Origin of the sequence: Xanthobacter cornucopiae, assembly GCF_043195065.2 — a bacterium.
Classification (GTDB): domain Bacteria; phylum Pseudomonadota; class Alphaproteobacteria; order Rhizobiales; family Xanthobacteraceae; genus Xanthobacter.
On record NZ_CM195531.1, the window covers coordinates 4,719,548 to 4,746,427 of the forward strand.

The 26,880-nt window shown below is 71.2% G+C and carries 22 protein-coding genes and 1 riboswitch; of the genes, 4 read left to right on the forward strand and 18 right to left on the reverse strand.

Annotated features, from left to right (window positions below; translation table 11 throughout):
- Positions 1-483 precede the first annotated feature (483 nt).
- The gene (locus V5F53_RS20770; protein WP_509212697.1) at positions 484-1,023 is read right to left on the reverse strand and encodes a hypothetical protein; all 540 of its coding nucleotides are present in this window, start codon (positions 1,021-1,023) and stop codon (positions 484-486) included.
- On the opposite strand from V5F53_RS20770, the gene V5F53_RS20775 reads away from it, so the two are divergent.
- The gene (locus tag V5F53_RS20775; protein ID WP_393995554.1) at positions 979-1,827 is read left to right on the forward strand and encodes a helix-turn-helix transcriptional regulator; all 849 of its coding nucleotides are present in this window, start codon (positions 979-981) and stop codon (positions 1,825-1,827) included. The two genes, V5F53_RS20770 and V5F53_RS20775, sit on opposite strands and share 45 nt — an antisense overlap.
- A gap of 228 nt (positions 1,828-2,055) precedes the next feature.
- Here the strand turns inward: V5F53_RS20775 and V5F53_RS20780 are convergent, their stop codons facing one another.
- The 10 genes from V5F53_RS20780 to V5F53_RS20825 all read right to left on the reverse strand — a co-directional run bounded on the left by V5F53_RS20780 (position 2,056) and on the right by V5F53_RS20825 (position 17,687).
- Positions 2,056-3,042 (reverse strand): ABC transporter ATP-binding protein, encoded by a 987-nt coding sequence (locus V5F53_RS20780; protein WP_393995555.1) that lies wholly within the window; start codon positions 3,040-3,042, stop codon positions 2,056-2,058.
- A complete protein-coding gene (locus tag V5F53_RS20785; RefSeq protein ID WP_393995556.1) occupies positions 3,005-4,030 on the reverse strand; it encodes an ABC transporter ATP-binding protein in 1,026 nt (341 codons plus the stop codon). Before V5F53_RS20785 ends, V5F53_RS20780 begins: the two co-directional genes overlap by 38 nt.
- Positions 4,027-4,908 carry an ABC transporter permease gene (locus V5F53_RS20790; protein WP_393995557.1) on the reverse strand — a complete coding sequence of 294 codons (882 nt, stop codon included), beginning with the start codon at positions 4,906-4,908 and terminating at the stop codon, positions 4,027-4,029. The genes V5F53_RS20785 and V5F53_RS20790 overlap by 4 nt, the downstream gene beginning before the upstream one ends.
- Before the next feature lie 9 nt (positions 4,909-4,917).
- Positions 4,918-5,886, reverse strand: a complete 969-nt coding sequence (locus V5F53_RS20795; RefSeq protein WP_393995558.1) for an ABC transporter permease — start codon at positions 5,884-5,886, stop codon at positions 4,918-4,920.
- A gap of 3 nt (positions 5,887-5,889) precedes the next feature.
- Positions 5,890-7,515, reverse strand: coding sequence for an ABC transporter substrate-binding protein (locus V5F53_RS20800; RefSeq protein ID WP_393995559.1), 1,626 nt, complete (start codon positions 7,513-7,515; stop codon positions 5,890-5,892).
- Between the two features lie 103 nt (positions 7,516-7,618).
- The gene (locus V5F53_RS20805; RefSeq protein WP_393995560.1) at positions 7,619-9,292 is read right to left on the reverse strand and encodes an ABC transporter substrate-binding protein; all 1,674 of its coding nucleotides are present in this window, start codon (positions 9,290-9,292) and stop codon (positions 7,619-7,621) included.
- 211 nt (positions 9,293-9,503) lie between these two features.
- On the reverse strand, positions 9,504-10,937 hold the full coding sequence (locus V5F53_RS20810) for an FAD/NAD(P)-binding protein (protein ID WP_393995561.1): 1,434 nt from the start codon (positions 10,935-10,937) through the stop codon (positions 9,504-9,506).
- A gap of 734 nt (positions 10,938-11,671) precedes the next feature.
- Complete coding sequence (locus tag V5F53_RS20815) at positions 11,672-12,832, reverse strand: acyl-CoA dehydrogenase family protein (RefSeq protein ID WP_393995562.1); 1,161 nt, start codon at positions 12,830-12,832, stop codon at positions 11,672-11,674.
- A gap of 846 nt (positions 12,833-13,678) precedes the next feature.
- Positions 13,679-15,772, reverse strand: a complete 2,094-nt coding sequence (locus tag V5F53_RS20820; RefSeq protein WP_393995563.1) for a hypothetical protein — start codon at positions 15,770-15,772, stop codon at positions 13,679-13,681.
- A gap of 169 nt (positions 15,773-15,941) precedes the next feature.
- On the reverse strand, positions 15,942-17,687 hold the full coding sequence (locus V5F53_RS20825; RefSeq protein WP_393995564.1) for an outer membrane protein: 1,746 nt from the start codon (positions 17,685-17,687) through the stop codon (positions 15,942-15,944).
- 363 nt (positions 17,688-18,050) lie between these two features.
- On the opposite strand from V5F53_RS20825, the gene V5F53_RS20830 reads away from it, so the two are divergent.
- On the forward strand, positions 18,051-18,827 hold the full coding sequence (locus V5F53_RS20830; RefSeq protein ID WP_393995565.1) for a helix-turn-helix transcriptional regulator: 777 nt from the start codon (positions 18,051-18,053) through the stop codon (positions 18,825-18,827).
- 60 nt (positions 18,828-18,887) lie between these two features.
- Positions 18,888-19,102: riboswitch (cobalamin riboswitch) on the forward strand.
- Positions 19,103-19,139: 37 nt separating this feature from the next.
- Positions 19,140-19,811, forward strand: a complete 672-nt coding sequence (locus V5F53_RS20835) for an energy-coupling factor ABC transporter permease (RefSeq protein WP_393995566.1) — start codon at positions 19,140-19,142, stop codon at positions 19,809-19,811.
- 194 nt (positions 19,812-20,005) lie between these two features.
- Here V5F53_RS20835 and V5F53_RS20840 read toward each other — a convergent pair whose 3' ends face one another.
- From V5F53_RS20840 to cbiE, 5 genes are read right to left on the reverse strand one after another with little or no spacing between them, the layout of a single operon-like run.
- Complete coding sequence (locus tag V5F53_RS20840) at positions 20,006-21,319, reverse strand: cobyrinic acid a,c-diamide synthase CobB (RefSeq protein ID WP_393995567.1); 1,314 nt, start codon at positions 21,317-21,319, stop codon at positions 20,006-20,008.
- Complete coding sequence (cobA, locus tag V5F53_RS20845; protein ID WP_393995568.1) at positions 21,316-22,176, reverse strand: uroporphyrinogen-III C-methyltransferase; 861 nt, start codon at positions 22,174-22,176, stop codon at positions 21,316-21,318. The genes V5F53_RS20840 and cobA overlap by 4 nt, the downstream gene beginning before the upstream one ends.
- Positions 22,173-23,000 (reverse strand): precorrin-4 C(11)-methyltransferase, encoded by an 828-nt coding sequence (gene cobM, locus V5F53_RS20850; RefSeq protein ID WP_393995569.1) that lies wholly within the window; start codon positions 22,998-23,000, stop codon positions 22,173-22,175. Before cobM ends, cobA begins: the two co-directional genes overlap by 4 nt.
- On the reverse strand, positions 22,997-23,407 hold the full coding sequence (locus V5F53_RS20855) for a cobalamin biosynthesis protein (RefSeq protein ID WP_393995570.1): 411 nt from the start codon (positions 23,405-23,407) through the stop codon (positions 22,997-22,999). Before V5F53_RS20855 ends, cobM begins: the two co-directional genes overlap by 4 nt.
- Complete coding sequence (gene cbiE, locus V5F53_RS20860; protein ID WP_393995571.1) at positions 23,404-24,657, reverse strand: precorrin-6y C5,15-methyltransferase (decarboxylating) subunit CbiE; 1,254 nt, start codon at positions 24,655-24,657, stop codon at positions 23,404-23,406. The genes V5F53_RS20855 and cbiE overlap by 4 nt, the downstream gene beginning before the upstream one ends.
- Between cbiE and V5F53_RS20865 the strand changes: the two genes are divergently transcribed.
- Positions 24,656-25,411, forward strand: a complete 756-nt coding sequence (locus V5F53_RS20865) for a cobalt-precorrin-6A reductase (protein WP_393995572.1) — start codon at positions 24,656-24,658, stop codon at positions 25,409-25,411. The two genes, cbiE and V5F53_RS20865, sit on opposite strands and share 2 nt — an antisense overlap.
- Here the strand turns inward: V5F53_RS20865 and cobJ are convergent.
- Entirely contained in the window at positions 25,378-26,139 is a 762-nt protein-coding gene (gene cobJ, locus V5F53_RS20870) for a precorrin-3B C(17)-methyltransferase (protein WP_393995573.1), read from the reverse strand. The two genes, V5F53_RS20865 and cobJ, sit on opposite strands and share 34 nt — an antisense overlap.
- On the reverse strand, positions 26,136-26,876 hold the full coding sequence (locus V5F53_RS20875) for a precorrin-2 C(20)-methyltransferase (protein WP_393995574.1): 741 nt from the start codon (positions 26,874-26,876) through the stop codon (positions 26,136-26,138). The genes cobJ and V5F53_RS20875 overlap by 4 nt, the downstream gene beginning before the upstream one ends.
- Positions 26,877-26,880: the final 4 nt, after the last annotated feature.

Here is a 26,880-nt window from a genome sequence, read left to right on the forward strand (position 1 = left end):
CGCGCGGGTTCCTCCGATACCGCCCCCGGGGCGCGCTACCGGTGGCGCCGTGCGCGGGTCTGCCGGTCTCCGCCACGGTTCGGCAAGGCGGATGGTGCCGTGGTTCGCCGAGCTTGAGGCGTGCCGCGCCGCCGTTCTGTCGTGCGGCCCGTCTCGCCCGCGCCCGGTGTGGTGGGTGGTCGAGCCGTTTCGGCCGTTTCGGGGACCGGCCTCGGAATGACGGGGCGCGCGAACAGAGGCGGACTCGCGATGTCCTCGGCTCCGCTCGCGGGTCCTGCGGTTTGGCAGTCCCGGCGCGTCGTGAACAGCGCGCGCGGGTGGCGGGCCCGGGGGTGAGGCCGCGTGGCGGCTGCCGGCGGCGTCACCCCAGGATCCGATGCTTCCCGCCTTGGCGCTTGCCGTGACCGGCGATGGCCTTCGTTCGAGCCGGCATGCCGTGTGCCCGGCCCGCCGCTGCGGCGCGATGCTTACATTCCATTCCTGTCAGTCATCGGGAGGATCACCGACCCTGTGCGCGCGCCCGTCCGATGGCGCGGTCGGTCGCGAGCGGCTGGGCTTGAGCTTGCTAAGCGCCATGCCCGCCTGGAAGATGCTGCCGGACTGGGACGCGCACGCCGCGAGCAGCCACCCCTGGAGCCGATAGCCGGCCTTTGCTTCTCGCGGACTCGGGGAATGCAGTTTCCGGCGCCTCGTCTGTTTCCATTTTGAGGTGCCATGAGCGGTCTCGATGATGTTATTCTTGAGATATACGCGGCGGCTCTCGATCCTGAGAAGTGGCCGGCCGCGCTCTCCAGGGTGGGACAGCTCTTCAGGGCCGAGGGTTCCGTCGTCATTTTCTATGACCGGTCCCTGCAGGCGGAGTTTCTGCATGCGCCGGAGCTGGACGCGGCCGTTCGGGTCTATTTGAACGAGGGATGGGCGCGGCAGGATCTTCACGCCCAAAGGGCGATTGAGCTCCACATCCGCGACGGCGACGTGATGAGCGATCTCACTATCGCCAGCGCGGCCGAGATCGAGAGCCACCCGATCTATGTGGACTTCTTCCGGCGGGTGGGCTTCGGCTGGCTGATGACCGCCGTGATGTTGCCTGACGCGGACAGCTTCGTCGGGCTGTCGGTGCCACGGGCGAAGTGGAAGGGCGCCTTTACCGCCGAGGAACTGGAGGTGTTGCGCCTCATCGGCCGGCACGTGGAGCAGTCGCTGAGACTTTCGTTGCGCATTTCCAATCTGGAGGCGTCGCATGTGGCCCTGCTGTCGGGCCTCGATGCGGTGGCATCCGCCTTCTATGCTCTGAATGCGGGCTCCGAGCTGGTTCTGGCGAACAAGATGGGACGGGAGCAGTTCGACACCTATTTCTGCCTCCGCGAGGGACGCATGACCCCCCGCGCGCCGGCCGAGCGGGCGCGTTTCGCCGGCGTGGTGGCGGCCGCCGCCAATGTGGCCTCGGCTCCCGCCGGGCCGGAGCCCTGCGTCGTCTCGGGCACGGATGGCCGTCGCATGGTGGTGTGGGCGATGCCGCTCGTGGCCTCCAGCCGCTGGCGCCTCGGCCGGAGCCGGGACGCGCGCATCCTGGTGCTGGCGGTGCCGCTGGAGCGCGACAAGGTGGTTGACCCGGCGCTCATCCGCAACGTCTTCGGCCTGTCGCTGGGCGAGGCGCGGCTGGCGGCGCTGATCGGCAGCGGGCTGGGGGTGCCGCAGGCCGCCGACCAGCTCGGCATCACCCAGGGCACGGCGCGCGTGGTGCTCAAGCGCATCTTCGCCAAGCTCGGGGTCAATCGCCAGGCGGAACTGGTGCTGCACCTGTCGAGCCTGCGGGCGGTGCCTTAGGGCGGTCTCACGCGAGGGGGTGGCCGCTTTGCGTGATAAAATTAGTTAAAACAGTAACTTATAGTATTTTTCGTGAACCGGGGGACGGAAATGCTCCAGGCGGCTGTCGCGGACGGTCGGCGGGCTGATCCGCGCGACGGCCCGTCGGCGCGCCGGCCGCGGGTGGTGGCGGCCGGCGCGGAGCGGTCCTGGTCGATCCCGCGTCCGATCCCGCCGCGAGGCGGCGGATCATGCCGGCGTGGCGGTGGGGAAATGGCAGGCGACGTGGTGGCCGGGGGCCGACTGCCGCAGCGCCGGGGCCTCGCCGCGGCAGCGTTCGCGCGCCACCGGGCAGCGGGTGTGGAAGGCGCAGCCCGGCGGCGGCGCATAGGGGCTCGGCAGGTCGCCGGCCAGCGGCGGGCCGGCGGGGCGAGTGGCGGAAAGGCGCGGCACCGCCTCCAGCAGCGCCCGGGTGTAGGGATGGGCGGGTGCCCGAAACAGGGTCTCCCGGTCTGCCAGCTCGACGATGCGGCCGAGATACATCACCGCCACCCGGTCGCTCACATATTCCACCACCGACAGGTCGTGGCTGATGAACAGGAAGGCGACGCCCAGGGCCTGCTGCAGGTCGTCCAGCAGGTTGAGAATCTGCGCCTGCACCGAGACGTCGAGGGCCGACACCGGCTCGTCGAGCACCACCACGTCGGGCTCCAGCGCCAGGGCCCGGGCGATGCCGATGCGCTGGCGCTGTCCGCCGGAGAACTGGTGCGGCGTGCGCTCCGCCGCGTCCGGCGGCAGGCCGACCTTGCCGAGCAGATCCGCCACCCGGGCCCGGCGCGTGGCGCGGGTGCCGATGGCGTGGATGTGGAGGGGCTCGGCAATCAACTCGCCCACGGTCCAGCGTGGATCGAGGGAGGCGAAGGGGTCCTGGAACACCATCTGCACCTTGCGCCGGGCGGCGCGCAGGCGGTGACGCGGGGTGTGGGTGATGTCCTCTCCCGCGAGATGGATGCGCCCGCTCGCGGGCTCGATCAGCCGGACGATGGCGCGCCCGAGAGTGGACTTGCCGCAGCCGCTTTCCCCCACCAGCCCCAGGGTCTGGCCGGGCGGCAGCTGCAGCGAGACGTTGCTGACGGCCTGGACGGCGCCGCGCGCGGTCTGAAAGCGCACTGACAGGTCGTCCACCCGCAGCACGGGGTCAGGCGCTGAGGGCGGCGGGGCGAGGCGATCCGGCATGGCTGTCCTGGTCGGGGAGGGTGAGGGCCTTCAGGCAAGCGACCGCGCCGCCGGCAACCGGGCGGAGCGGTGGCGTGCCGGCGCCGCAGGCGGCATCGGCGTGGGCGCAGCGGGGCGCGAAGGCGCAGCCGTCCGGCATGGCGGCAAGGCTCGGCACCGTGCCGGGAATCTCCGTGAGCCGCCGGCCGCGTCCGGCCGCGCCCAGGGCCGGCCGCGCCGCGATCAGGCCGCGGGTGTAGGGGTGCAGGGGCTGGGCGAACAGGTCGGTGGTGGCGCGGGCCTCCACCTGGCGTCCGGCATACATCACCAGCACCCGCTCGGCGTGCTGGGCGACCACGCCCAGGTCGTGGGTGATGAGCACCACGGCGGTGCCGTGGGCGCGCTTCAGCTCGTCGATGAGGGCGAGGATCTGCGCCTGGATGGTCACGTCGAGCGCGGTGGTGGGCTCGTCCGCCACCAGCACCGCGGGCGAGAGCGCCAGCGCCATGGCGATCATCACCCGCTGGCGCATGCCGCCGGACAGGCGGTGGGGATAATCGGCAAAGCGGCGGCGGGCGTCGGGAATATGCACCTGGTCGAGCAGCGCCAGCGCCCGCGCGCGCGCTGCGGCGCGGCCAATGGGCTCGTGCTCCAGGATCGCTTCCATGACCTGCTCGCCGATGGTGAGCACCGGGTTGAGCGCGGTCATGGGCTCCTGGAAGATCATGGCGATGCGGGCCCCGCGCACTTTCCGCAAGTCCCCCTCGCTGAGCCCGGTCAGGGCGCGGCCCTCCAGTCGCACCGTGCCGCTCTCCACCCGCCCGGCCGGAGGCAACAGGCCGAGCAGCGACAGGGCGGTAATGGACTTGCCGCAGCCGCTCTCGCCCACCAGGGCCAGGGTCTCGCCCCGGCGAACCGAGAACGAGAGGTCGCGCACCGCCGGACGCCGGGCACGCCCGGCGGCGAACGCGATGTTCAGGCCTTCGACGGACAGGACGGTCTCGGTCATCGCCGCGCTCCCTTGGGGTCGAGGGCGTCGTTGAGGCCGTCGCCCAGCAGGTTGAGGGCGAGCACGGCGGCGACGATGGCCAGGCCTGGAATGGTCGCCACGTACCAGTCGGTGCGCAGCACCTCGCGGCCGGCGCCCACCATGCCGCCCCAGCTCACCACATTGGGGTCGCCGAGGCCGAGGAAGGCGAGGGAGGATTCGGTGAGGATGGCACTGGCCACCAGGATGGAGGCGGAGACGATCACCGGCGCCAGGGTATTGGGCAGAATGTGCAGCAGGATGATGCGTGCGTCCGAGGCGCCGAGGGCGATGGAGGCGGCCACCAGCTCGCCATGGCGCAGCCGCAGCACCTCGGCCCGCACCAGCCGCGCCAGGCTGGGCCACGCGGTGATGCCGATGGCGAAGGTGATGGTGGCGATGGACGGCTGCAGGATCGCCACGATGGCGAGGGCGAACAGGAACGGGGGGATGGTCTGGAACAGCTCGGTGACCCGCATCAGCGCGGCGTCGAGCCGGCGGCCGTAATAGCCGGAGAGCGCCCCGGCGCTGATGCCGATGACGAGGGAGACCAGGGTCGCCACCGCGCCGATCAGCAGGGAGACCCGGGCGCCGTGGAAGACGCCAGCGGCGATATCGCGCCCCAGCATGTCGGTGCCCAGCGGATAGGCGGCATCCTGCCCCGGCCACAGGAACGGCTGGGCCACCATGTCAAGCGGATCGTCGGGATACAGCAGGTCGGCGAACGCGGCCATGGCGATGATGGCCGCAAGCAGGACCAGCCCCAGCAGCGCCGAGGGGCGGCGCAGCAGGCGCAGCGCCAGCGTGTCGCGGGCGGCGGCGGGGGCGGCGGGACCGGTCGTGCGGTCGAGGAGCGCCATGGCGGGCCTTCAGCTCAGCTCGATGCGCGGATCGAGCACCGTATAGGCGACGTCCACGGCGAGATTGACCAGCACCACCACCACGGAGGAGCAGAACAGGATGCCCAGCAGCAGGTTGAGGTCGCGTTGGAACAGCGCCTCGAACGCCAGCCGGCCCAGGCCCGGCCACGAGAACACCGTTTCCACCAGGATGGCGCCGCCGAGGATGGAGCCGAGCTGCACGCCGAGCGTGGTGACGATAGGCAGCAGCGCGTTGCGCAGCACATGGCGCAGGGCGATGCGGTGCGGCCGCACCCCCTTGGCGCGGGCGGTGCGCACGAAGTCTTGTCCGTACACCTCCAGCATGGAGGCCCGCATCAGGCGGGTATAGATGGCGAGGTAGAACAGGCCGAGGGTCAGCGCCGGCAGGATGAGATGCCGGCCCACGTCCGCCGCATAGGCAAGGCCGGTGTAGCCGGATTCGATGCTGGCCATGCCGCCCACGGGCAGCCAGTCGAGCAGCACCGAGAACACCACCACCAGCATCACCCCGATCCAGAACACCGGGGTGGCGTAGAACAGCAGCGCCAGGGCGGAGATAAGCGTGTCGGTGAGCCGCCCGGCGTGGCGCGCGGCGATGAAGCCCAGCGTGCCGCCGACGCTTATGGCGAAGGCGATGGCGGTGCCCATGAGCAGCAGGGTGGCCGGCAGCCGCTGCCAGATCAGCTCCGATACCGGCAGGCCCTGGCGGAAGGAATAGCCGAGGTTCAGCGTCAGCACGTTTCCGAGATAGGCCAGGAATTGCAGGTAGAGCGGCTGGTCGAGGCCGAACTGGCGGCGCAGCGCCGCCATGTATTCGGGGGTCGCCGCGCCGGCCTCGCCCGCCATCACCTGCGCCGCGTCGCCGGGGGCGAGGCGGAGCAGGAAGAAGTTGATGATGGCGATGCCCAGGATCACGAAGGCGATCTGGCCCAGGGTGCGCCGCAGGTAGCGCGCCATGCCTCAATTCCCCTTGGCGGCGCCGCCGTCGAGCCAGGCGTTGCGCAGCGAGGAATAGACCTGGTCGCCCTGCTCCACCGCGCCCTTCAGGTTGGCGGCGTGGACGGTGAAGAACTTCAGCTCCAGCAGCGGCAGGGTCGGCACGTCGCCCTGGACGATCTGCTGGAAGGCACGGAAGTCGGCGGCGCGGGCGGCGGCATCGCCGGACACCGCCGCGTGCTCGATCAGCCGGTCCACCTCGGGGTTGCGATAGCCCGAGCCGTTGGTCCAGGGGGTCTTGGTGCCGAGCCAGCCGGACCAGTATTCGCGCACGACGCCGATCTGCGGGTCGGGGAAGGCGGCGTTGTAGGAGGAGGAGATGTCGAAGTCGCGGTCGGCATAGACGCGCTTGATGAAGGCGGCGGAATCCTGGGCGCGGATGGTGACTTCGATGCCGACCCGCTTGAGCGCCTGCTTCAGGAATTCGCCGGTGCGCCGGTAGTCGTCGCCATAGGGCAGGAAATCATGGGTGAGGGTGAAGCGGGTGCCGTCGGGACCGCGCTTGAAGCCCGCTTCGTCCAGCAGCGCCTCGGCCTTCTTGGGGTCGAACGGGTATTTCGGCACGCTCGGGTCGTGGAAGGCGGCGAGGGTGGAGGGGACGGGGCTCACCGCCGGCTTGCCGTAGCCGAACCACACCACCTTGGCCAAAGCCTCCTTGTCCACCGCGTGGGCGATGGCCTGGCGCACCCGGGCATCCTTCAGGTAGGGGGTGTCCACGTTGAAGTCGAAATAGAGCACCGGCGACAGCCATTCGTAGCCGCGCGTTTCGACCTTCAGCTGCGGCAGCGCCTTCAGGCGCTCCACGTCGCGGAACGGCACCGGATTGAAGGGGGCATACTGCACTTCGCCCTTCTCGATGGCGGCGGCGCGGGAGGCGGCGTCGGGGATGATGCGGAACACCAGCTTGTCGAGATAGGGCTTGCCGGCGTCCCAATAGTCGGGGTTGCGCTCCAGCAGCACGTATTCGCCCTTCCGCCATTCCTTGAAGACGAAGGGGCCGGTGCCCACCGGCTTGTTGTTGTAGGGATTGTTGAGGATGTCGGTGCCCTCGTAGAGATGCTTGGGCAGGATGGGCGCGCCCACCCCGTTGAGCACCGAGAAGATCGGCAGCGACGGCTTGGAGAACTTCAGCACCACCGTGTTCTCATCCGGCGTCTCCACGGACGAGACATTCTCGAACAGGGCCTTGTTGCGCGGGTGGATGGTCTTCCACACGTTCTCCAGGGACCATTTCACGTCGGCGGCCGTGAACGGCTGGCCGTCGTGCCACTTCACCCCCCGCCGCAGGTGGAAGGTGAGGGTGAGGCCGTCGGGCGCGACCTCCCAGCGCTCGGCGAGCTGGGGGCGCGGGGTCAGGTCGAAGTCGTAGGACACCAGGCCGTCGAAGACGTTGCCGGCGACGAGCTGGGTCGGCTGGGCGACGTTGGCCACCGGCGTCAGGGTCACCGGGTCGGGGTTCAGGATGATGGAGAGGGTGCCGCCGCGGGTCGGGCTGTCGGCGGCGGCAGGGGTGGCCGATGGCACGCCGCAGGCGGCGGCGAGGGCCAGCACGGAGGCGGCAAGGACGGCGCGGCGCGAGAGGCGGGTCATGAAAATGTCCCTGTCTGGAAGAATGAGCGGCTGGAAAATGGCTGGCGCGGCAAGATGAAAAGGGGCCGCCCGGGGCGCCGGGCGGCCAGGCTCGGGGAGAACCTCAGTTGGACTTGGTGTCCACCGGCTTGGCATCCACCGGCTTGGCATCCGCCGGCTTGGCGGGGGCGTCGGCTGTGTCGATCCAGAAGTCGCGGAACGAGCCGTAGACCTGGTCGCCGCGCACCTTGGGATGCTTGAGGCTGGCGTTCTCCACGGTGAAGAACTTCAGCTCCACCAGCGGCAGGCTGGGCAGATCGGTGAGCACGATCTTCTGCAGGTCCTTGAACAGCTGAATCCGCTTCTCCGGGTCCGCCTCGCCCTGGGTCGCGGAGATGAGGGCATCCACCTTCTCGTTGCGGTAGCCCGACCCGTTGGTCCAGGGGATGTTCTTGCCCACAGAGGCCGACCAATAGGCGCGGTTGACGCCCACCTGCGGGTCGGAGAAGGCGGCGAACCAGACGATGGAAATGTCGAAGTCGCGGTCGCCATAGACGCGGCGGGTGTAGGCGGCGGTGTCCTGCGAGCGCACGTTGGCTTCGACGCCGATGCGCTTCAATGCTTGCTTGATGTATTCAGCGGTGCGCTTGAAGTCGTCGCCATAGGGAATGTAGTCGATGTTCAGGCTGAAGCGGGTGCCGTCCGGGCCGCGCTTGTAGCCGGCCTCGTCCAGCAGTGCCTCGGCCTTCTTGGGATCGAACGGATAGACCACCCCGCCATCGTCATGGAACGCGGCGAGGGTGGAGGGCACCGGGCTGGTGGCGGGCTTGGCGAAGCCGAACCACACCACCTTGGAGATGGCGGCGCGGTCGATGGCCTGGGCCAGGGCCTGGCGCACCTTGGGGTCCTTCAGGTAGGGGCGTTCCACGTTGAAGTCGGCGAACAGCCAGGGCGAGACCCATTCATAACCTTCGGTGGAAACGCGCAGGTTGGGCAGCTTGGCGAGGCGCTCGGCGTCCTTCAGCGGCACCGGGCTCAGCACGCCCCATTGCACCTCGCCCTTCTCCAGCGCCGCCGAGCGGGCGGCGGCGTCCGGGATCACCCGGAACACGACCTTGTCGAGATAGGGCTTGCCGGCGTCCCAATAGTCGGGGTTGCGCTCCAGCAGCACGTATTCGCCCTTCCGCCATTCCTTGAAGACGAAGGGGCCGGTGCCCACCGGCTTGTTGTTGTAGGGATTGTTGAGGATGTCGGTGCCTTCATAGAGATGCTTGGGCAGCACCTGGGCGCCGTTGGAATTGAGCGAGGACAGGATGGCGATGGACGGCTCGCTGAGATGCAGCACCACAGTGCGCGCGTCGGGCGTATCCACCGCCGTCACTTTGGAGAAGATGGCCTGGTTGCGCGGGTGGATCTTCTTCCACACCTCCTCCAGCGTCCATTTCACGTCGGCGGAGGTGAAGGGGGTGCCGTCATGCCACTTCACGCCGTCGCGCAGGTGCAGGGTGAAGGTGAGCCCGTCCTTCGAGGTGTCCCAGCTCTCGGCCAGGGCGGGCACCGGTTTGAGGTCGGCGTCATAATCCACCAGGCCGTCGAAGATGGAGCCGGTGACGATGCCGGTCGGGGCGGCGGTGTTGAGGGCGGCGGTGAGGATGACCGGTTCCGGCTGCACGATGGCGGTCAGGGTGCCGCCGCGCTTCGGCGGGTCCTTCGCGTCCTGTGCGCCCGCGCCCGTCGCGGCCAGCGCCGCCGTCAGGACGAGGGCCGCCCCCGCTGTCCACCGCCCGAGATACCCCATGGCCCGCTCCATATTATCCAAATATGATATGTTATTATAAAATATCCCCGTTTCTTATATATGTAAATATATTCAATTGATTTACTAAATTTATTGCATGCAACCTGTGGCTCGCCTCGCAGCTCCCCGCCGAGGCCTCCCTCGGCGGCGCGCCGTCCTGCCGCCGCCGGGGGAGTGTTCTCAGGCCAGGGCTTTCGGGCCAGCAGGGTCTTCAGGCCACGTCGCGGCGCTGCGCCAGCAGGCCGGCGAAGGTGGCGCCGAGGGCGGTCGCCTGCGCCAGCTGTTCGGGAATGGCGCTCGATTCCCAGGATGCGCCGCGCAGCGGGTGACCCACCGCGAACAGGCGTGTGGATGGCCGCCCGGCCCGGTCCAGCACGGCACCGCTCGCCGGATCGGCGCCGATGCCGTAGCCGGTGGCGTGCGGCGCCACCAATTGGCGCGCCAGCAGGGCGCGCACCAGGGGGTCATCGATCCGCCGCCAGTCGAATTCGTGGCCGAGGCCGTTCACCACCCGGTCGACGTGGAGGGTCTCGGTGTCGCTGGCGCCGCGACGGCGCAGGGTCACCGCCACCGTGTCGCCGTCGGCATCCAGGGCGATCACCCGGCCCTTGATGTTGGCGAAGCGCCCCTCCGCCCGCGCCCGCGCCAGCCAGCCGTAAGTGGGCGGGGCCGCGCGATGCAGGGTGATGTCCCAATAGACCCGCAGATGGCGAGCGAAGCGGCGGCGCTCGGCATCTGATGCGGTGCTCCAGAGGGCGTTGAGAACCGGCTTCACCGCCAGCGGCAGGCGCTGCCAGTCCGCGCCGGCGGCGCGGATGGCCTTGAGCTCGCGGCGCACCGCGAACAGGAGCTCGCTCACCCGGTCGGGCAGGGCGTCGGGGTCGAGGAAATCGGGCCAGGGCGCCGCCTCCCGCCGTTCCTGCGGCAGCAGCCCGCGCCGGGAAATCGCCACGTAGCGCCCGCGATAGCCGCGCTTCTCCAGTGAGATGAGGCCGTCGAGAGCGGTCAGGCTGGTGCCGAGCAGCAGGATGTTCCGGTCCGCCTCGGCGCCGTCGAGGGCACTTGCATCGTACCAGAGGTCGGCGACGTAGCGGCTGCCGTGCCGCAGCCGCGGGTCCACGGCGATGGCGCGGTCGGAGGTGAACAGGCCGGTGGCGAGCACCACCCGGTCGGCGTCGCGTGTCGCGCCCGAGCGCAGGGCGACGCGGAAGCCATCTGTGGTGGGCACGAGGTCCACCGCGCGGTCGCGCACGTGGGTGAAGGTGACGCGCCCGCCCGCGTCGCCGAGGGCGCGCGCCAGCTCGTCCTGCACATAGTCGCCGTAGAGGGCGCGGGGCGGGAAGCTGTCGCCCAGGGCGGTGCCCGCCGGCGGGCGCCAGCCACGCCGCGTGGGGTCGGCGGCGAGCCATTGGGTGAAATGGTCGGGGGCGTCGAGGTGCAGGGCGAAGATGCGCGCCGGGCCATTGACGATGTGGTCGAGGTCGTTCGTGCTGTAGGCGATGCCGCGCCCGAGTTCGGCCCGCTCCTCGACGAGGGTGAGGGCGAGGGGCGCGCGGGTGGCGTCGATGATCTTGATGGCGCTGAGGGCGCCGGCGAGGCCGCCGCCGATGATGACGACGCGCGGGGCATCGGGGTGCTGGGTCATTGGGCAGTCCTTGTCTTCGCGCCGGCGTGGCGCGCGCTCCAGGCTGGGTTGCAGGTCGGGTTGCAGGTCGGATTGGAGGTAGGGGCAGCTCTGTTCGACGGTCCGTCGTCGCCGTGCCCGGCAACGGGCGGGCACGGCGGACGCTCAGGATGAGCGTGAGGCCGATGCGGGCGGTGCACGGCACCGACTGGCTGAGACCGGAGACGGGCGGGGAATTGGCGAGATCGACCGCGTATGGCCCGGCGCTGCCGAGGGCGGGCAGCAGCGATATGGCGATCATGACGAGGGGGGAGAGCCGCGAGAGGGTGAACTGGCCCCGCCCGTTGCGTCTGGGGATGCGGTCGATGCCCGGGTGCTTGTGGCCCGGGTGCTTGTGGCCCGGGTGCTTGTGGCCCGGGTGCTTGTGGCCCGGGTGCTTGTGGCCCAGGTGCTCGTGGCCCGGGTGCTCGTGGCGGGCGAGGGCGGCGGCGGTGCCAAGGACGGCGCACCCCGCCAGCCGCCGCACCGCGATTGCCTCGGCCTTGGCGATGCCGCTGTCGCAGGTGTGGCACGGGACGCCGTCGAGCATGGGCCGCCCCGGGATGACGGCGAGGCCCGCCGCCGCCAGCGTGATCGGCCGCGGCAGCGGGCCTTGCGGCGGCGGACGGAGGGCCGCGGCGGCAATGGGCCGGGGGGCGCATCGGACCGGAGGCAGTCAGGTCGGCTCATGGCGTGCTGGTTGCGGATGGGGGAGGTCAGGCGCCGAGGGCGGCGCGGCCGGCGCCTTCGAGGATGAGGTCGTCCTGCGGGTGGTGCACGCGGGCGCACAGCGCGTCGCGATGGTGCCGCTCAAGGGGGTTGGCGCGCTTCAGGCCATGGTTGCCGACCACCGCCAGCGCCTGCTCGACAGCGGCGATGGCGTTGCGGGTGACGGTCAGCTTCACCAGATCGGGGCGCGGGACGCCGCCGGCTTCGATGCGCGCGGGAATGGCGCTCAGCAAGGCGTCGTTGACCTGCAGCAGCGCCTCGATCTCGCCGGCGGCAGCGGCGATGCGGGGGACGGTGGCGAGCGGCCGCCCCAGGTTGGCGGGGGTGCGCGTGCGCAGGAAATCGAACAGCCAGTCGCGGGCGGCGCGGGCCACGCCGTCATAGAGGGCGGCGAGCATCAGCGGCAGCCAGGCATTGAGCCCGACATCGCTCCGGCCCCAGTCCTGCGGCTCGCGCAGGTCCACCGCATGGTCGAGCGGGATTTCCACCTGGTCGAGGATCACATCCTCGCTGCCGCTGGCGCGCAGGCCGAGGTGGTCCCAGGTGGTCTCGATGCGCACCCCGGGGGTGTCGAGCGGCACCAGGAATTCGCCGATGCGCGGGCTGGCTTCGTCCGTGGCGGCCCAGACGATGCCCCAGCGCAGGGCCGGTGCGCCGGTGGAATAGAGCTTGCGGCCGCAAAGGCGCCAGCCGGCGGCGGTGCGGGTGGCGCGGGTGGCGGGAATGCCGCCGCGCACTGGGCTGCCGAGGTCCGGCTCGACCCGCAGGGCGTTGATGAGGGCGCCGTCCGCCACGGCGCCGCGGTAGACCTGCTCGCGTACATGGGCGGGCCAGGTGCCGCGGGTGGCGATGGCGCGATGGTGCAGGATCTGCATCAGCAGCACCAGGGCGGTGGAGGGATCGCCGGCGCCGATGGCGCGCACGATCTCCAGCGTCTCGGGAAGGCGTGCTCCGCTTCCCCCATGGGCCTGGGGAATGCCCAGGGCGAGCAGGCCGGCGTCCCGCAGGTCGGCGATGTTCTCGAAGGAAAAACGCCCGAGGCGGTCGCTGTCGCCGGCCCGCGCGGCGAAGCGGGCCGTGAGCTGGCGGGCGCGGGCGATCCGGTCTGCGGGCCCGGATGTGCCCGGGAGAGGCGTAAACGCGTTCAACTTTCTGCTCCCGGCGGGCATGGGCATCGACGCCCGCGCCCGCCACGCGCGGTCGCGGAGCCAGCCGCTCAGTGGGCGGGATCATGCTTATTATATAAATGTTTGTCCATCGATTTTATATACAATAAGCGGGAGTGCTGGCCGCCAGCCGTTGTGATCGGCCCGTTGTGATCAGGGGCCGGGTGGGGGCGGGCGTGATCCGGCCGGATCTGGCGGAGGCCGAACGTGGCGGAGGCGCGCTTTGTCCGCTCACGCTGCATGTCGGCGATGGCGCTCCGCCCGCAAAGCGCGAAGTGGCTTGGGCGCACGGCGAGGCGGGGCGAGCGTCCTCACCCGGCGTTGAAACCGTTCTGGAGAAATGGAGCTTGCCCCTGTTGGTGCTGGCTGGCCGCTTTGGTGGCGATAGGGGGAGATGGAGGGACGGCGTCTGCGCGGGGCATGCCGCCACGCTGTTCGCGAACACGTCAGGTTTCGCCGGCGCGCGGCCGGGTGGGGGCGGTGGGGGCGGTGGGGTTGCGCGACCGGCGGGTGACGGTGGCCGTCTTCGTATCGGCGGGGTCCTGCGTCAGCAGGGCAGGAGCCGCCGGGCAGGATCGGCGCCCGCCAGACGACGGCGTCCGACGGCGGGATTGAAGCCTCGGCGCGGGCGCTGGCGCCGCGCGGCGAACCGGCGGGGGCCGTTGCGGAGAGCCCGGCCGCTGCCGACAGGGCACGCGGGGGGCGTATTCTGGGCTGGATCGGCGGCGTTGCCAGCGCACAGGTCATGGGACCGCCCGCGTCCAAGGGGGACGCGGGCTGGCGGTGTCTTGATGGCCGGCGCGCGGGGCGCCGGCCATGGGTTCTGCCTTACTTCGGCGCCCGGGTGCTGAGCGTGAAGGTCGGGGCCTTGTTCGGCTTCTCCGAATCCACCCGTTGCGCCACCTCATTGGTGTATTTGCACCAGTCGTCGTTGGGGTTCGGACACACCAGCACGTTGGGGTCGAAGGTCACCGCGCCGCTGGGCCGGAACTGCGGCCAGATCTGGTACGGCATCTTGCCCTTGGTGCTGAAGTTCAGGACCTTGACCTGATACTTCCGGTTCTTCTCGTCCAGCAGGGTGATGGTGCAGGGCGAGGGGGTGGTTCCGGGGTTCAGGCCGATCATGATGCCGGTCTTGCTCGGGAACAGCGTGTCGGCCTCCTCCTTGCACAGGCCATAGGCCTTCCAGCCGGTCCCGCCCTTCTCGTCGCCCAGGGTGAGGCCGGCGGTGTACCACTCGTAATAGGGCGGCAGGCGCGAGGGCACCTTCGACTTGTTGGGCAGCCCGTCGCTGCCGCCGATGGCGAAGATCAGGCCGGTGCCGGGGTGGTTCTGGAAGCTCTCGTGGTCGTCGATGGAGAAGGCATAGGCCGACGTGTTGAGGAAGCCAGCGTCCACCGCGCCGTGCATCAGCTGGGTGTAGGGGTTGAAGATCTGACCGCCCTTGGCGTTCAGCTGATCCCAGTCATACTGCAGCTTCATGTAGTTGACGGGGGCATAGCCGAGCTGGCTCGGGGGCTGCCCGGTCTGGGGCAGGTCGGGCACGTCGGCGGGCGTGCAGGCCTTGCCGGCCACCTGGTCCACGCGGAACGGCACCCAGCCCTGGACGAAGCGCATGTAGGTTTCCGCCTTCGGCAGGCCGTCGCTGCCCGGCTTCATCCAGCCGGGGCTCTTCTTGGGGTCCCAGCACTTGTCCAGATAGGCCGCATAGCTCTTGTCGAAGCTGGTCTTGATGGGCGCGTACCAGTCCTTCAGGGGACAGTTCTTATACGGCGCGGTGGTGCAGTTCTCCCAGTTTGTCAGGATGTTGCGGATGCCGGAGGGCAGCGCGGCGCGCTCATAGGGCGCGGGCAGCGGGATCATTTCCGGCTGCTTGAGATTGCCGTCGATATAGGCCGGTTCCATGTAGAAATTGATGGCGGCCAGGGCCGAGGGCACGCGGATGCCGGCGTCGGGATAGCGCTTCTTCTTGGTCTTGGGGTCGACCGGATTGTTGTAGATGGGCCACTTGCTGGCGTTGGTGAGGCTGGCGTTGGCGCCGGTGAACTTCACCAGCCGCGCCCGCCAGTCGGCCACGGGCATGATGGAGCCCATGTAGCCCACGTCGAACCCAGGCTTGATGGGCTCCATGGCCACCGGCAAATAGAGCTGGTCGACGTTCGAGACGTTGTAATTGAGATTGAGGCTGTTGAGGATGCCGCCGTTGGAGACCGACAGCACGTCGGCGAAGGTCCACTCATTGAGCTGGAACGGCGACTTGTTGTTGACGGCGCTGCCGAGAACCGTGTCCTGGACCCGCACCACCTTCAGCTCGGAGGTGAGGCAGACATTCTTGAACTTGGCGCCGTCATTGCATTTGACCTGCGGGCTCTTGTCCGCATAGGCCACCGGCTCGCCCTTGCGGCTGGCGTTCACCTTGTAGCTGTCGTTCAGCGCGTTCTGGTCGTCGAAGAAATAGATGCGGCCGCCGCGCCACCAGTCCATGTAGAGATCGGCGTTGGGCCGGCGGCTCTTGTCCATCTTCGACCACCACGGCACCAGAACCGAGGCGGTTTCGCCCTTCTTGATGCCGGTGGTGGGGTTCACATAGGCATAGTAGTCGCTGTTGACCTTGAAGCACTGGGTGGTGTCGTTCAGGGCCCGCTGCAGCCAGATGTCGCCCTGGGGACAGTTGCCGAGCGCCTCGGTGAGCTGCCGCGACCCCTGGATGATGGGATAGATGGTCTTGTCCGTATTGTTGACGATACGGATTTCCTTGAAGCAGTCCGCCGCGCCGGCGGCGCAGTTGGGCGGCTTGATGGGGGTCTGGGCAGCGGCGGGGGAGAGCGCCGCCACCTGTGTCGTCGCGGCGAGGGCCGCCGCCGCGCCCGCCAGGATGGCGCCGAGCCGTCCCCGCGTTCCAAAGATCGATCTCGCCTGCATCAGCTGTGCTCCCTGTTCCTGGTGCCTGGGCCGCCGCGCCGGCGGCCGTCGCTGTCCTTATGGCGCGGGCCCGCGCGGGCCGGTTCGCCGGCGCGCCGCCCGTTCTCTGCGCGGGATACGCCCGCCCGGCGTTCCGTCGCGGGGCCGGGCGCGGGGCGCCGCCCTCGCTTCAGTTGAAACGGTAGTTGATGCCGGCGCGCACGATGACGCCGTCATAGGTGACGGTGGTGGTCGGCACGTTGGCGAACAGGGTGGCGCCGGGCACGCCGCCGGCGAGGTTGTTGCCGTCCGGATCGATGGCGCCGACGGCGGTGGAGGCGAAGCTGGACGAGCCGAGGTTGTAATAGAGTGCCTCGGCCTTCACGCTCCAGCGCGAGGCGAGCTGCCATTCGCCGCCGCCGCCCAGCGTCCAGCCGACCCGGGTCTGCGACAGGTGGCCGGTGCCCGCGACGGTGGGGTAGCTGGCGGGAATGTCGTCATGGAAGGCGACGGAATTGGCGGAATCGGCGGTGACGCCGCCGTAGGCGAGGCCGCCGGTGGCGTACAGCAACAGGGCCGGCGTCGCCAGGTAGCCGACGCGCGCGCGCACCGTGCCCAGCCAGTCGACGCTGGCGGTGACGGTGCCGGCGCCGGTCGCGGTGTCGATGAGGCCGGAGAGGTCGGGGCCGTACTGTGCGATGCCGGCGTAGCTGCCGGTGCCGGTGATGCCGGAGCCCTGGATGTCCGCCTCGATGCCGGCGACGACGCTGGGGCCCCACTGATAATTGTAGCCGACCTGGACGCCGCCGATGAAGCCCGAGGGGCTGAGGCTCGCCGCGCCCGAATTGGCCAAGGCGGTGAAGCCGGCGGGGGTGCCCCAGTACGGGTCGGTGGCGATGGCGTCGGCCACCGGGAAGGCCAGGGTGTCGGCGGTGCCGGAGGTGCCCCAGCCGTAGCCGGCGTTCAGGCCGGCGTAGAGGCCGTTCCAGCCGGCGGGCGCGGCTTCAGCAGCGCTGGTGGCGGCAGGGCCGGCATTGAAGTGGTAGTTGACGCCGGCGCGCAGGATGAAGCCGTCATAGCTGACTGTGGTCACCGGCGTGTTGGCGAACAGCACCGCGCCGGGGACGCCGCCCGCGAGGTTGGCGCCGTCGGGGTCGGTGGCGCCGACCGGGCTCGAGGCGAAGCTGGACGAGCCGAGATTGTAATAGAGCGCTTCGGCCTTCACGCTCCAGCCGGGGGTGACCAGCCATTCGGCGCCGCCGCCGATGGTCCAGCCGACGCGCGTGCTCGAGGCCGCGCCGCTGCCGCCGAAGGTGGGGAAATAGCCCGGGAGGTCGTCCGCGAACGACACCGTGTTGATGGACCGCGCGGTGACGCCGCCATAGGCGAGACCGCCGGTGGCGTAGAGCAGCACGTCGGGCGTCACCAGGTAGCCGAGGCGGGCGCGCACCGTGCCGAACCAGTCGATGCCGGCGGTGACGGTGCCGGCCCCGGCGGCGGTGTCGACGAGGCCGGAGAGGTCGGGGCCGTACTGGGCGATGCCGGCGTAGCCGCCGGTGCCACGGATCGCCGAGCCCTGCAGGTCCGCCTCGATGCCGAGCACGACGCTCGCGCCCCATTGGTAGTTGTAGCCGGCCTGGGCGCCGCCGATCATGCCGGACTGGCCGAGGCTCGCCGTGCCGGAATTCGCCGCGGCGGTGAAGCCGGCCGGGGTGCCCCACAGCGGGTCGCCGGCGATGTTGTCGACCAGAGGAAGGCCCAGCGTGTCGGCGCTGCCGGAGGTGCCCCAGCCGAAGCCGACGTTCACGCCCGCATAAAAGCCGGTCCAGGCGGGTGGCGCCGCCGGTGTCGCCTTGGTGACGGACAGATCAGCCGCGTAGGCCGGGCCGGCGGCGAGAGCGACCGCGAACGTATTGAGCAGTAGTGTCTTTCTCATTGCTTGGCCCCCGCCGGATCGAAGAAATTCGCTTTTCCCTACGCTAGGTCGCCCTGATGATACAATCAAATTCAGCCCGCATCCTCTAATTAGAGGGGGGTTGATATTCTTTATCTCCCCTCTGCATACTTGCGCTCGGCTGCTCAAAGTTGCAGGCATTGCAGGCGCACGGGCCTGAATGTTTGCGGCGGTATCTGGGAACGTCACTCGGCTGGCCTGGATCGCCCGGCGGGGTGGCACGCGAACCGCCACGCGGGTTGTGGCTGTGTCGGGGGATACGGCGGTCCGGGCGGCATGCCCTGTTGCATGACGCCGGTGGCGCGGTACACAGAGGTGGCGCCGTTCTCCAACCCGCGACCCACCATGGACCCCGATCGCCAGGAACATATTCATCGCCTGTGGGATGACTTGTCGGATTTCGAAGCCAGCCAGTGGACGCAGGCGGCCGCGCACCTGATGCAGGTGCTGGGCGATGCGGTGCAGGCGGCCAACGCCACCTGGGCCGGCGCCATCCGCGTGTGCGGGAGCGCGCCCGACGATCCGCTTCAAGGCTGGCGGGTTTCCGCCATGCAGGCCCTGCGGCCGGTGGCCCCCTATCCGGACGAGGGACATTTCAAGGAGATCCTGCGCATCTGGGAGCGGCGGGAGATCGATCCCTCCTTCCTGCTGCCGCTGCGCAATGTCGGCACCTTCAGAACCTATGCGTTCCGCCGCGACCTGCCGCCGGACTGGTTCGAAACCCCGTTCTTCCAGCGCCACTACGGCGCCGTCGGCACCCAGGACGCGGTGTTCGTCGCCTTCCCGCTCAACCAGGATTGCGAATCGCATTTCGGCTTCTACGGCGGGCGTGCCTTCACCGGACAGGAGATCGCCGACGTCGCCTATGCGCTGCGGGGGATCAAGTGGTTTCATCGCCACCTGATGCTCGGCAACGGCCTGCTGATGGCGTCCCTGCCGCTCACGCCCACGGAACGCCGGGTGCTGCAGCTCCTGCTCACCAAGGCCTCGGAAAAGGAGATCAGCCGCCAGGTGGACATGGCCCTCTCCACCGCCCACCAGCACGTCACGCGGATCTTCCGCAAGTTCGGCGTGCGCAGCCGCGCGGAGCTGATGAGCCTGTGGCTGAACCGGGCCGGCTGAGCGCTCTGCGCCCGCGCCGGACATGGTGGGGAATCGCTTGACAGGTGCGGCCGCTTAGCCCCTCCTGTCCAGGCGCATGGTATCCGGGCCCTCGGCCCGGATTGAAACGGGAACGGGGAGAGGCGATGTCGCCCGAGCCCCGACCGCCCCCGCGACTGTGAGCGGCGAGCGACCTTCCACCACGTCACTGGCGTGTGCCTCGGCACGCCCCGGGAAGACGGAAGGCTTGGCTTTGACCCGCGAGTCAGGAGACCGGCCCTGCGCTTGGACCCAACCTCGCGCCGTCGGGTGAGACGGCTCAGGAGACTTGTCATGCATATCGAACCCGGCCTCGTGGACGGCGGGAAGATCTGGTTGAGCTATGCCACGGCCCTTGGTGCCGGTGGCTATGCCCTTAAGCTCGCGGTGGAGTCGGTGCGCGCGCGTGGCCTGGTCTCGCTCGCGGCCCGCAGTCTTGTCACCACCGCCCTGGTCTTCAGCTTCTTTGAAGTGCTGCCCCATCATCCGGTGGGCGTTTCCGAGGTGCATCTCATCCTCGGCTCCACCTTGTTCCTCGTCTTCGGCGCGGCGCCGGCGGCCATGGGCCTGGCGGCGGGCCTGCTGATCCAGGGGCTGTTCTTTGCGCCGTTCGACCTGCCGCAATACGGCATGAACGTCACCACCCTGCTGGTGCCGCTGTTCGGCGTGGCGGCGGTGGCCCGGCGCGTGGTCGCCCCCGGCACCCCCTATGTGGAACTGAAGTATCGTCAGGCGCTGGCGCTCTCCACCACCTACCAGGCCGGCATCGTCGCCTGGGTCGGGTTCTGGGCGCTCTACGGCCAGGGCTTTGGCGCGGCGTCCGAAATCGCCGCGTTCGGCGCCGCCTACATGCTGGTGATCCTGGTGGAGCCGCTGGTGGACCTCGCGGTTCTGGGCGCCGCCAAGGCGCTCGCCGGCCTGCGCGGCAGCCCGCTGCTGGAACGCCGCCTGTATGACGCCGCCTGACCCCGGCGCCGGAACCTCGGCATGATGCACGCGGCAGGCTCCGGCCTGCCGCGTTTTTCTTTGCCGCGCGAGGATTGGCGTAGGGGAAGCGCCGCGTCCCGGAGTGGACAGAGGCCGGCGCCCCGGCCTCGCCGCGGCGCGCCCTGGTCCCTGGTCCCCGGCTCTTGGTCGGCCCTTGCCGCGGGCGATCTGGGTCAGGCGGCGCAGATGGCGTGGAAGAAGCTGCCGGAGACCTGGCCCACCCGATGGCCGGCGGGCCCCAGCTCCTGTCCCTCGGCATCGGTGACGGTGGCGAAGGCGGCGTCCGGCGCGGCGTCCGCGTGGGTGATGGAGGCGTAGTGGAACTCGTGGCCCACCAGCCGGGTTCCCGCCGGCCCCAGCGCTCCGTCATGGACAAGCCGGGCCACCCTGTAGCCGAGGTGGAGGCGCCGCCGGGCATAGCTGGTGGCCACCGGCAGCAGGCCGGCCATGGCGTGGCTGACGCCCTCTGCGTCCTCCAGGTGGGTGCCCAGGACCATGTAGCCGCCGCATTCGCCGTGGATCGGGCCGGCGAAGCCGCGCAGCCCATCGAGGAAGCGCGTGGCGGCGGCGAGCCGGCCGGCGTGCAGCTCGGGATAGCCGCCGGGCAGCCAGCAGCAGTCGCAATCCGGGGGCGGCGGCTCGTCCGCCAGCGGTGAGAACGGGTGGATCTGCGCCCCCTGGCGGCGCCAGCTGGCGAGCACATGGGCATAGACGAACGAGAAGGCCGCGTCCTCGGCCAGGGCGATGCGCTGGCCCGGCGGCGGCAGCGCCGGCGCAGCGGCGGCCGCCACCGGCGCGCTGCGGGCCAGGGCGCGGACGCGGGGCAGGTCGAAGCCTTCGGCGCAGACGTCCGCCAGGCGGTCGAGCCGGGCCTCGAGGTCCGCCGTCTCGCTGGCCTGGACCAGGCCCAGGTGGCGTTCCGGCAGCAGCAGGGCCCGGTCGCGGCCCACCACCCCCAGCACCGGCAGGCCGACCCGCGCCAGCCCGTCTTCCACCAGCCGGCGATGCCGGTCGCTCGCCACATTGTTGAGGATGACGCCGGCGAGGGTGAGGCGCGGGTCGTAGCGGGCGCAGCCCAGCGCCACCGCCGCGGCCGACTGGGCATGGCCGGAGACGTCCAGCACCAGCAGCACCGGCCAGCCGAACACGGCGGCCACATCGGCCGAGGCGCCGGTGCGGCCGGCCGCGCCGCGCACGCCGTCGAACAGGCCCATGGAGCCCTCGGCCACCACCAGCTCGGCGCCCTCGGTGCTGGTGGCGAGCAGGCGCGCCATCACCGCCGGCGCCATGGCGAAGCTGTCGAGATTGACCGAGGGGCGCCCGGTGGCGGCGGCGTGGAAGGCGGTGTCGATATAGTCGGGGCCGCACTTGGCCCCCTGCACCCGCACCCCGTCGCGGGCCAGCGCCCGCTGCAGGCCGAGTGTCACCGTGCTCTTGCCCGAGCCGGAGCGGGGGGCGGCGATGAGCAGGCCGGGAGGAAGCATCATGTCGCCGGCCCCGCCGTGTCGCGGATGAGGTGGCGCGCCAGCGGCCGGCGCAGGGCGGCGATGGCCCCCACGGCGATGATGCACGGCGAGCGCAGCGCCCCCGCCGCCGCGCGGCGCGGCAGGTCGGCGAGGGGGGCTTCCGTTACATCCTCGTCGGCGGTGGTGACGGCATGGACGGCGAGGGCGGGCGTGTCCGGCGCCAGCCCGCCGGCGAGCAGCCCTGCGACGATGGCGGGCAGGCGCGCCACCGCCATGTAGAGCACCACCGGCATGCCCGCCATCGCCGCCTGGGCGAGGCGGGTGAAGTCGAGGGCGCCGTCGTCGGCGCCGTGGCCGGTGGCCAGCACCACCGCATGGTTGGTGTCGCGGGTGGTGGCGGGCACACCGTGGAGGGCGAGGCCGGCGAGGCCGCTCGATACTCCGGGCACGATGCGGAAGCGGATGTCGGCCTCGGCCAGCGCCAGCGCCTCCTCGCCGCCGCGCCCGAACACGAATGGATCGCCGCCCTTCAGCCGCAACACGCGCTTGCCGGCGCGGGCGAGGGCGATCAGCCGCCCGGTGATGTCGGGCTGGGCGGCGGAGGGCTTGCCGCCGCGCTTTCCGGCGAACTCCAGCGCCGCTTCCGGCGATGCCAGGGCCAGGATGCGCGGGTCCACCAGCGCGTCGTGCACGATCACGTCGGCCTGGGCGAGGCCGTTCAGGGCGTTGAGGGTGAGCAGGCCCGGGTCGCCCGGCCCGGCCCCGGTGAGCCAGACCGTGCCCGGCTCGAACGCGGGAGACAGCCGGGCGAGCGCCATGGCCGGGGCGGCCGTAGAGGAGCGTTCGGAGGGGCCCGGGGTGGGGCTTTGAGATGTCATGGCGCCTCTCCGGTGGCGATGGTCGCGGCAGGGGTGGCCGCGTGGTCCGCCGGGGTGGCGGTGGGGCCGTGGCGTGGGCGGAAGCGGCGATCGTAGCCGGGGGCATAGAGGGCGCTGTCCGGCGCCGGGCCGCCGGACAGCGCCGGGCCCACGAAGATGGTGGCGGAGCGCTCCAGCCGGGCTTCGGCCACCCGTTCAGCCAGGGCGCCGAGCGGCGCGCGGATGATGCATTCCTCCGGCCAGGAGGCGCGGAACACCACGGCGGCGGGGCAGTCGGCGCCGTAGAAGGGCAGCAGGTCCGCTGCCACCTGGTCGATGACGTGGATCGACAGATGGATGGCGAGGGTGGCGCCGGTGGCGGCAAAGCCGGCCAGCGTCTCGCGCGCGGGCATGGGCGTGGCGCGGCCGGAGGTGCGGGTGAGCACCAGGGATTGCGCCCGCTCGGGCACCGTCAGTTCGGCGCCTAGCGCGGCGGCGGCGGCGGCGAAGGCCGGCACCCCGGGGGTGAGCGTGTAGGGAATGGCGAGGGCGTCGAGCCGGCGCATCTGCTCGCCGGCCGCGCTCCACACCGAGAGGTCGCCGGAGTGCAGCCGCGCCACCTCGATTCCCGCCGCATGGGCGCGGGCCATGTGGGCGATGATGGTGTCGAGGTCGAGCGGCGCGGTGTCGATGCGGGGCGTGCCCGGCGCGCACCAGGAGAGCATTTCGGGCGCCACCAGCGAGCCGGCGAACAGGCACAGGCCGCAGCGGGCGAGGAGATCGCGCCCGCGCACGGTGATGAGGTCGGCCGCGCCCGGCCCGGCACCGATGAAATGCACGCTCATGGTGAGGCCTCCCCGATGGTGGGCGTTCGCGCGACGCCGTGCGCCAGCGCGCAGGTGGCGCGCCCGGCCTGGAGGCGGGGCACCAGCAGGCGGGCGTCCCGCCCCGCCGCCGCCAGCGCCGCCGCTTCCGCCACCGAGCCGACGCCGTGGCGCGCCATCGCCCGTTCCGAATGGGTGACCACCTGGGCCGCCACCCGTGGCAGCTCGCCGGCGGCCACCGCCCGCACCGGCAGCCGCAGTCGCGCGGCGACCTCCCGCAGCGCCGGCAGGCGGGCGCGCAGGGCCACGGTGGCGAGGCAGTCCACCGCGCCGGCCTCCAGGCCGCCGGCCGCCAGCGCCTGTGCAAAAAGGGCGAGCAGCTCCTCGGCGGTGACGGCGCTGCTCATGCCGAAGCCGGCGGCGATCATGGCTTCACCACCCGCCATTGGGTGACCGGCATCGCCGGGCGCCAGCCGTGGAAGCTGCCCACCGGATCGAGCCGGGCGAGCGACAGGCGGCTCATTTCGCCGCCATGCGCGCGGAACAGGTCGGCGAGGCGGGCTTCCCCTTCCAGTGTCACCACATTGGCCACCAGGCGACCGCCCTTGGGCAGGGCTGCGAAGGCCGCCTCGAACACGCCGGCCGCGGTGAGGCCGCCGCCGATGAACACCGCGTCCGGCGGCGGCAGGCCCTGCAGCACCTCGGGCGCGGTGCCGCGCACCACGCTCAATCCCTCGGCGCCGAAGCGCTCGGCATTGCCCCGGATGCGGGCGGCGCGATCGCCCCGCAGTTCCACCGCCACGGCGGTGTTGGCGGGATGGCGGATGCACCATTCCACCGCGATGGAGCCGGAGCCGGAACCGATGTCCCATAGCCGTTCGCCCGGCAGCGGCCGCAGCGCGCACAGGGTAAGCGCGCGCACCTCGCTCTTGGTGATCTGCCCGTCATGGGCGAACCAGCTGTCGTCCAGGCCCGGCGTCAGCGCCACCACGCGCGCCTGGGGCGCTGCCACCACCTCGACGGCGATCAGGTTGAGCGGGTCGACGTCGGCGAGGGCGAAGGCCTCGGCGGTCGTGGCGCGCACCCGCTCGCGCGGCCCGCCCATGGCCTCCAGCACCGTGAGGTGGGAGGCACCGAAGCCGCGCTCGGCCAGCAGCGCGGCGAGCCGCGCCGGGGTCGCGCCGTCCCACGAGAGGGCGAGGATGCGGGCGCGCGGAGTGAGATGGGGCACGATGCGGTTGAGCGCCCGCCCGTGCAGCGACAGGCTCAGGCAGTCCTGCAGCGCCCAGGCGAGGCGCGCCGCCGCCAGCGAGAAGGCGGAGGGGCCGGGCAGGCACATCATCTCCTGCGGCGCCACCTTCTGGCCGAGCACGCTGCCGATGCCGTGGTTGAAGGGATCGCCACTCGCCAGCACGCACACCGGGCGGCCGCGCCGCGCCAGGATCTGCGGAAACGCATCACCCAGCGGCCGCGGCCACGCCAGCGGCTCGCCGGAGAACGGCGCCGCGAGATCGAGATGGCGGCGCCCGCCCACCACCAGCTCGGCGCCGTCGATGGCCCGCCGCTGCGCCGGCGACAGCCCGGCGCGGCCGTCCTCGCCGATGCCGACCAGGGTGAGCCAGGGGGCGGCGAGGGACGGGCTCGACAACTCAGGCGCCATGACGGAAAAGGCAGACATGACCGTGCTCATTCTGGGGGGAACCAGCGAGGCCGCGGCGCTGGCCAAAGCGTGCGCGCGGCTGGGGCTGGGCGATGTGATGGTGTCGCTGGCCGGGCGCACCGAGGCGCCGGCCGCCCTGCCGCTGCCGGTGCGGGTTGGCGGCTTCGGCGGGGCGCAGGGGCTGGCCGATTTCCTGCGCGCCGAGGGCGTCGCCGCGCTGGTGGATGCCACCCATCCGTTCGCGGCCCGCATTTCCGCCAATGCCGCCTGGGCGGCGGCGTGCGCTGGCATTCCCGCCCTGGCCCTGCTGCGGCCCGGCTGGAGCCGGCAGGACGGCGACCGCTGGATCGAGGTGGACGACCTCGCCGCCGCCGCGGCCGCGCTGGGGGCGGCGCCGCGGCGGGTGTTCCTCACCATCGGCCGGCAGGGCATGGGCGCCTTCCTGGCGGCGCCGCAGCATCATTATCTGGCGCGCAGCATAGAACCCTCCGGGGTGGCGCTGCCCCGGCTGGTGGAGCTTCACGCGCGCGGCCCGTTCGATGCCGATGCGGAAGCCGAGCTGATGGCGCGCGAGCGCATCGATATCGTCGTCACCAAGCATTCCGGCGGACGGTCCACCTATGGCAAGATCGAGGCGGCGCGCCGCCTCGGCCTCGACGTGGTGATGGTCCGCCGCCCGGCGCGGCCGGACCTGCCGGCCACCGGGAGCGTGGAGGAGGCCGTGGCCTTCGTGGCGGCTCATGCCGGCGCCGCGTGGAAACGGGGCGTGTAGACATAGGCCGAGCCGTCCGGGCGCGGGATCAGCCGGGTGGTGCTGGCGCCGATCAGCACCAGGGTGGCCATGTCCGCCATCTCGCCCTTCACCTCGGCCAGCGGTCGCACCGCCAGCCGCGCGTCGGGCCGGCCCACGGCGCGGGCCAGCACCACCGGTGTCGTGCCGGCGCGGTGGCGGCGGGCGATGTCGAACGCCTCGTCCAGCCGGTGCGGCCGGGCCTTGGAGATGGGGTTGTAGAGGGCGAGCGCGAAATCCGCCGCCAGCGCCGCCTCCAGCCGTCGTGTCACCAGCGCCCAGGGCTTCAGATTGTCCGACAGGGAGACGGTGCAGAAATCGCCGCCGAGCGGCGCGCCGGCGGCGGCGGCCGCCGCCAGCATGGCGGTGACGCCGGGCTCGACCGCGATGTCGAGGGCGCGCCAGTGCGGCGGGCCGCTCTCCAGTGCCTCGAACACCGCCGCCGCCATGGCGAACACCCCGGGGTCGCCGCCGGAGACCACCGCCACCCGCCGCCCCGCCGCCGCCAGCTCCAGCGCCAGCCGGGCGCGGTCCAACTCCACCCGGTTGTCGGAGCCGTGGCGGGTCTGGTGGGCGGCCGCCGGCACCCGGTCGAGATAGGCGTGGTAGCCCACGAGGTCGCTGGCCGCCGCCAGCGCCAGCGCCGCCGCGGGGGTGAGATAGCGCGGGTCGCCGGGGCCGAGGCCGACGATGGCGAGATGCCCGCTCACAGCCGGCGCCCTTCGCCGGGCACGATGATCATGGAGAAATAGGGGGCGGCGTCGTCCTGCTTGTCCAAGAGCGGCATCACCTTCTCCTCCGCCATGCTGATGCGCTCGGCATAGATGGCGCGGCCCTCCAGCCCGGCCGCGCGCAGGGCGCCGCGCACCTTGGGCAGGTGCCGGCCGAGCTTCATGATGACTGCCGCCCCGGTGTCCTTGAGCCGCGCCGTGAGGTCCTCGGCCTGCAGCGTTCCCGGCAGCACGGTAAGCACGTCGTCGCCCCAGGTGATGGGCGCCCCGGCATGGGTCCAGGCCGCCGACATGCCGGTGACGGCAGGCACCACCTCGGTGGGAAAGCGGGGGGCGAGGCGCCGCCACAGATGCATGAACGAGCCGTAGAAGAAGGGGTCGCCCTCGCACAGCACGCCGACCCGCCGGCCGCGGCCGAGCTCGGTGGCGATGCGCTCGGCGCTCTCCGCATAGAAGGCGGCGATGCGGGCGCCGTAGTCGGGATGGGACACCGGCACTTCGGTGGTGACGGGATAGACCAGCGCCAGCTCGCGCGCCGGGTCGGCGCCGACGATGGCGTCGGCGATGCGCCGGCCGTGGCCGCGCGCACCGGCCTTGCAGAAATGGGCGAGCAGGTCGGCTTCCTCCAGCAGGCGCCGGGCCTTCACCGTCATGTAGTCGGGATCGCCGGGGCCGAGGCCGATGCCGTAGAGCAGGGTCGGGGGGAAATGGGCCATGCCG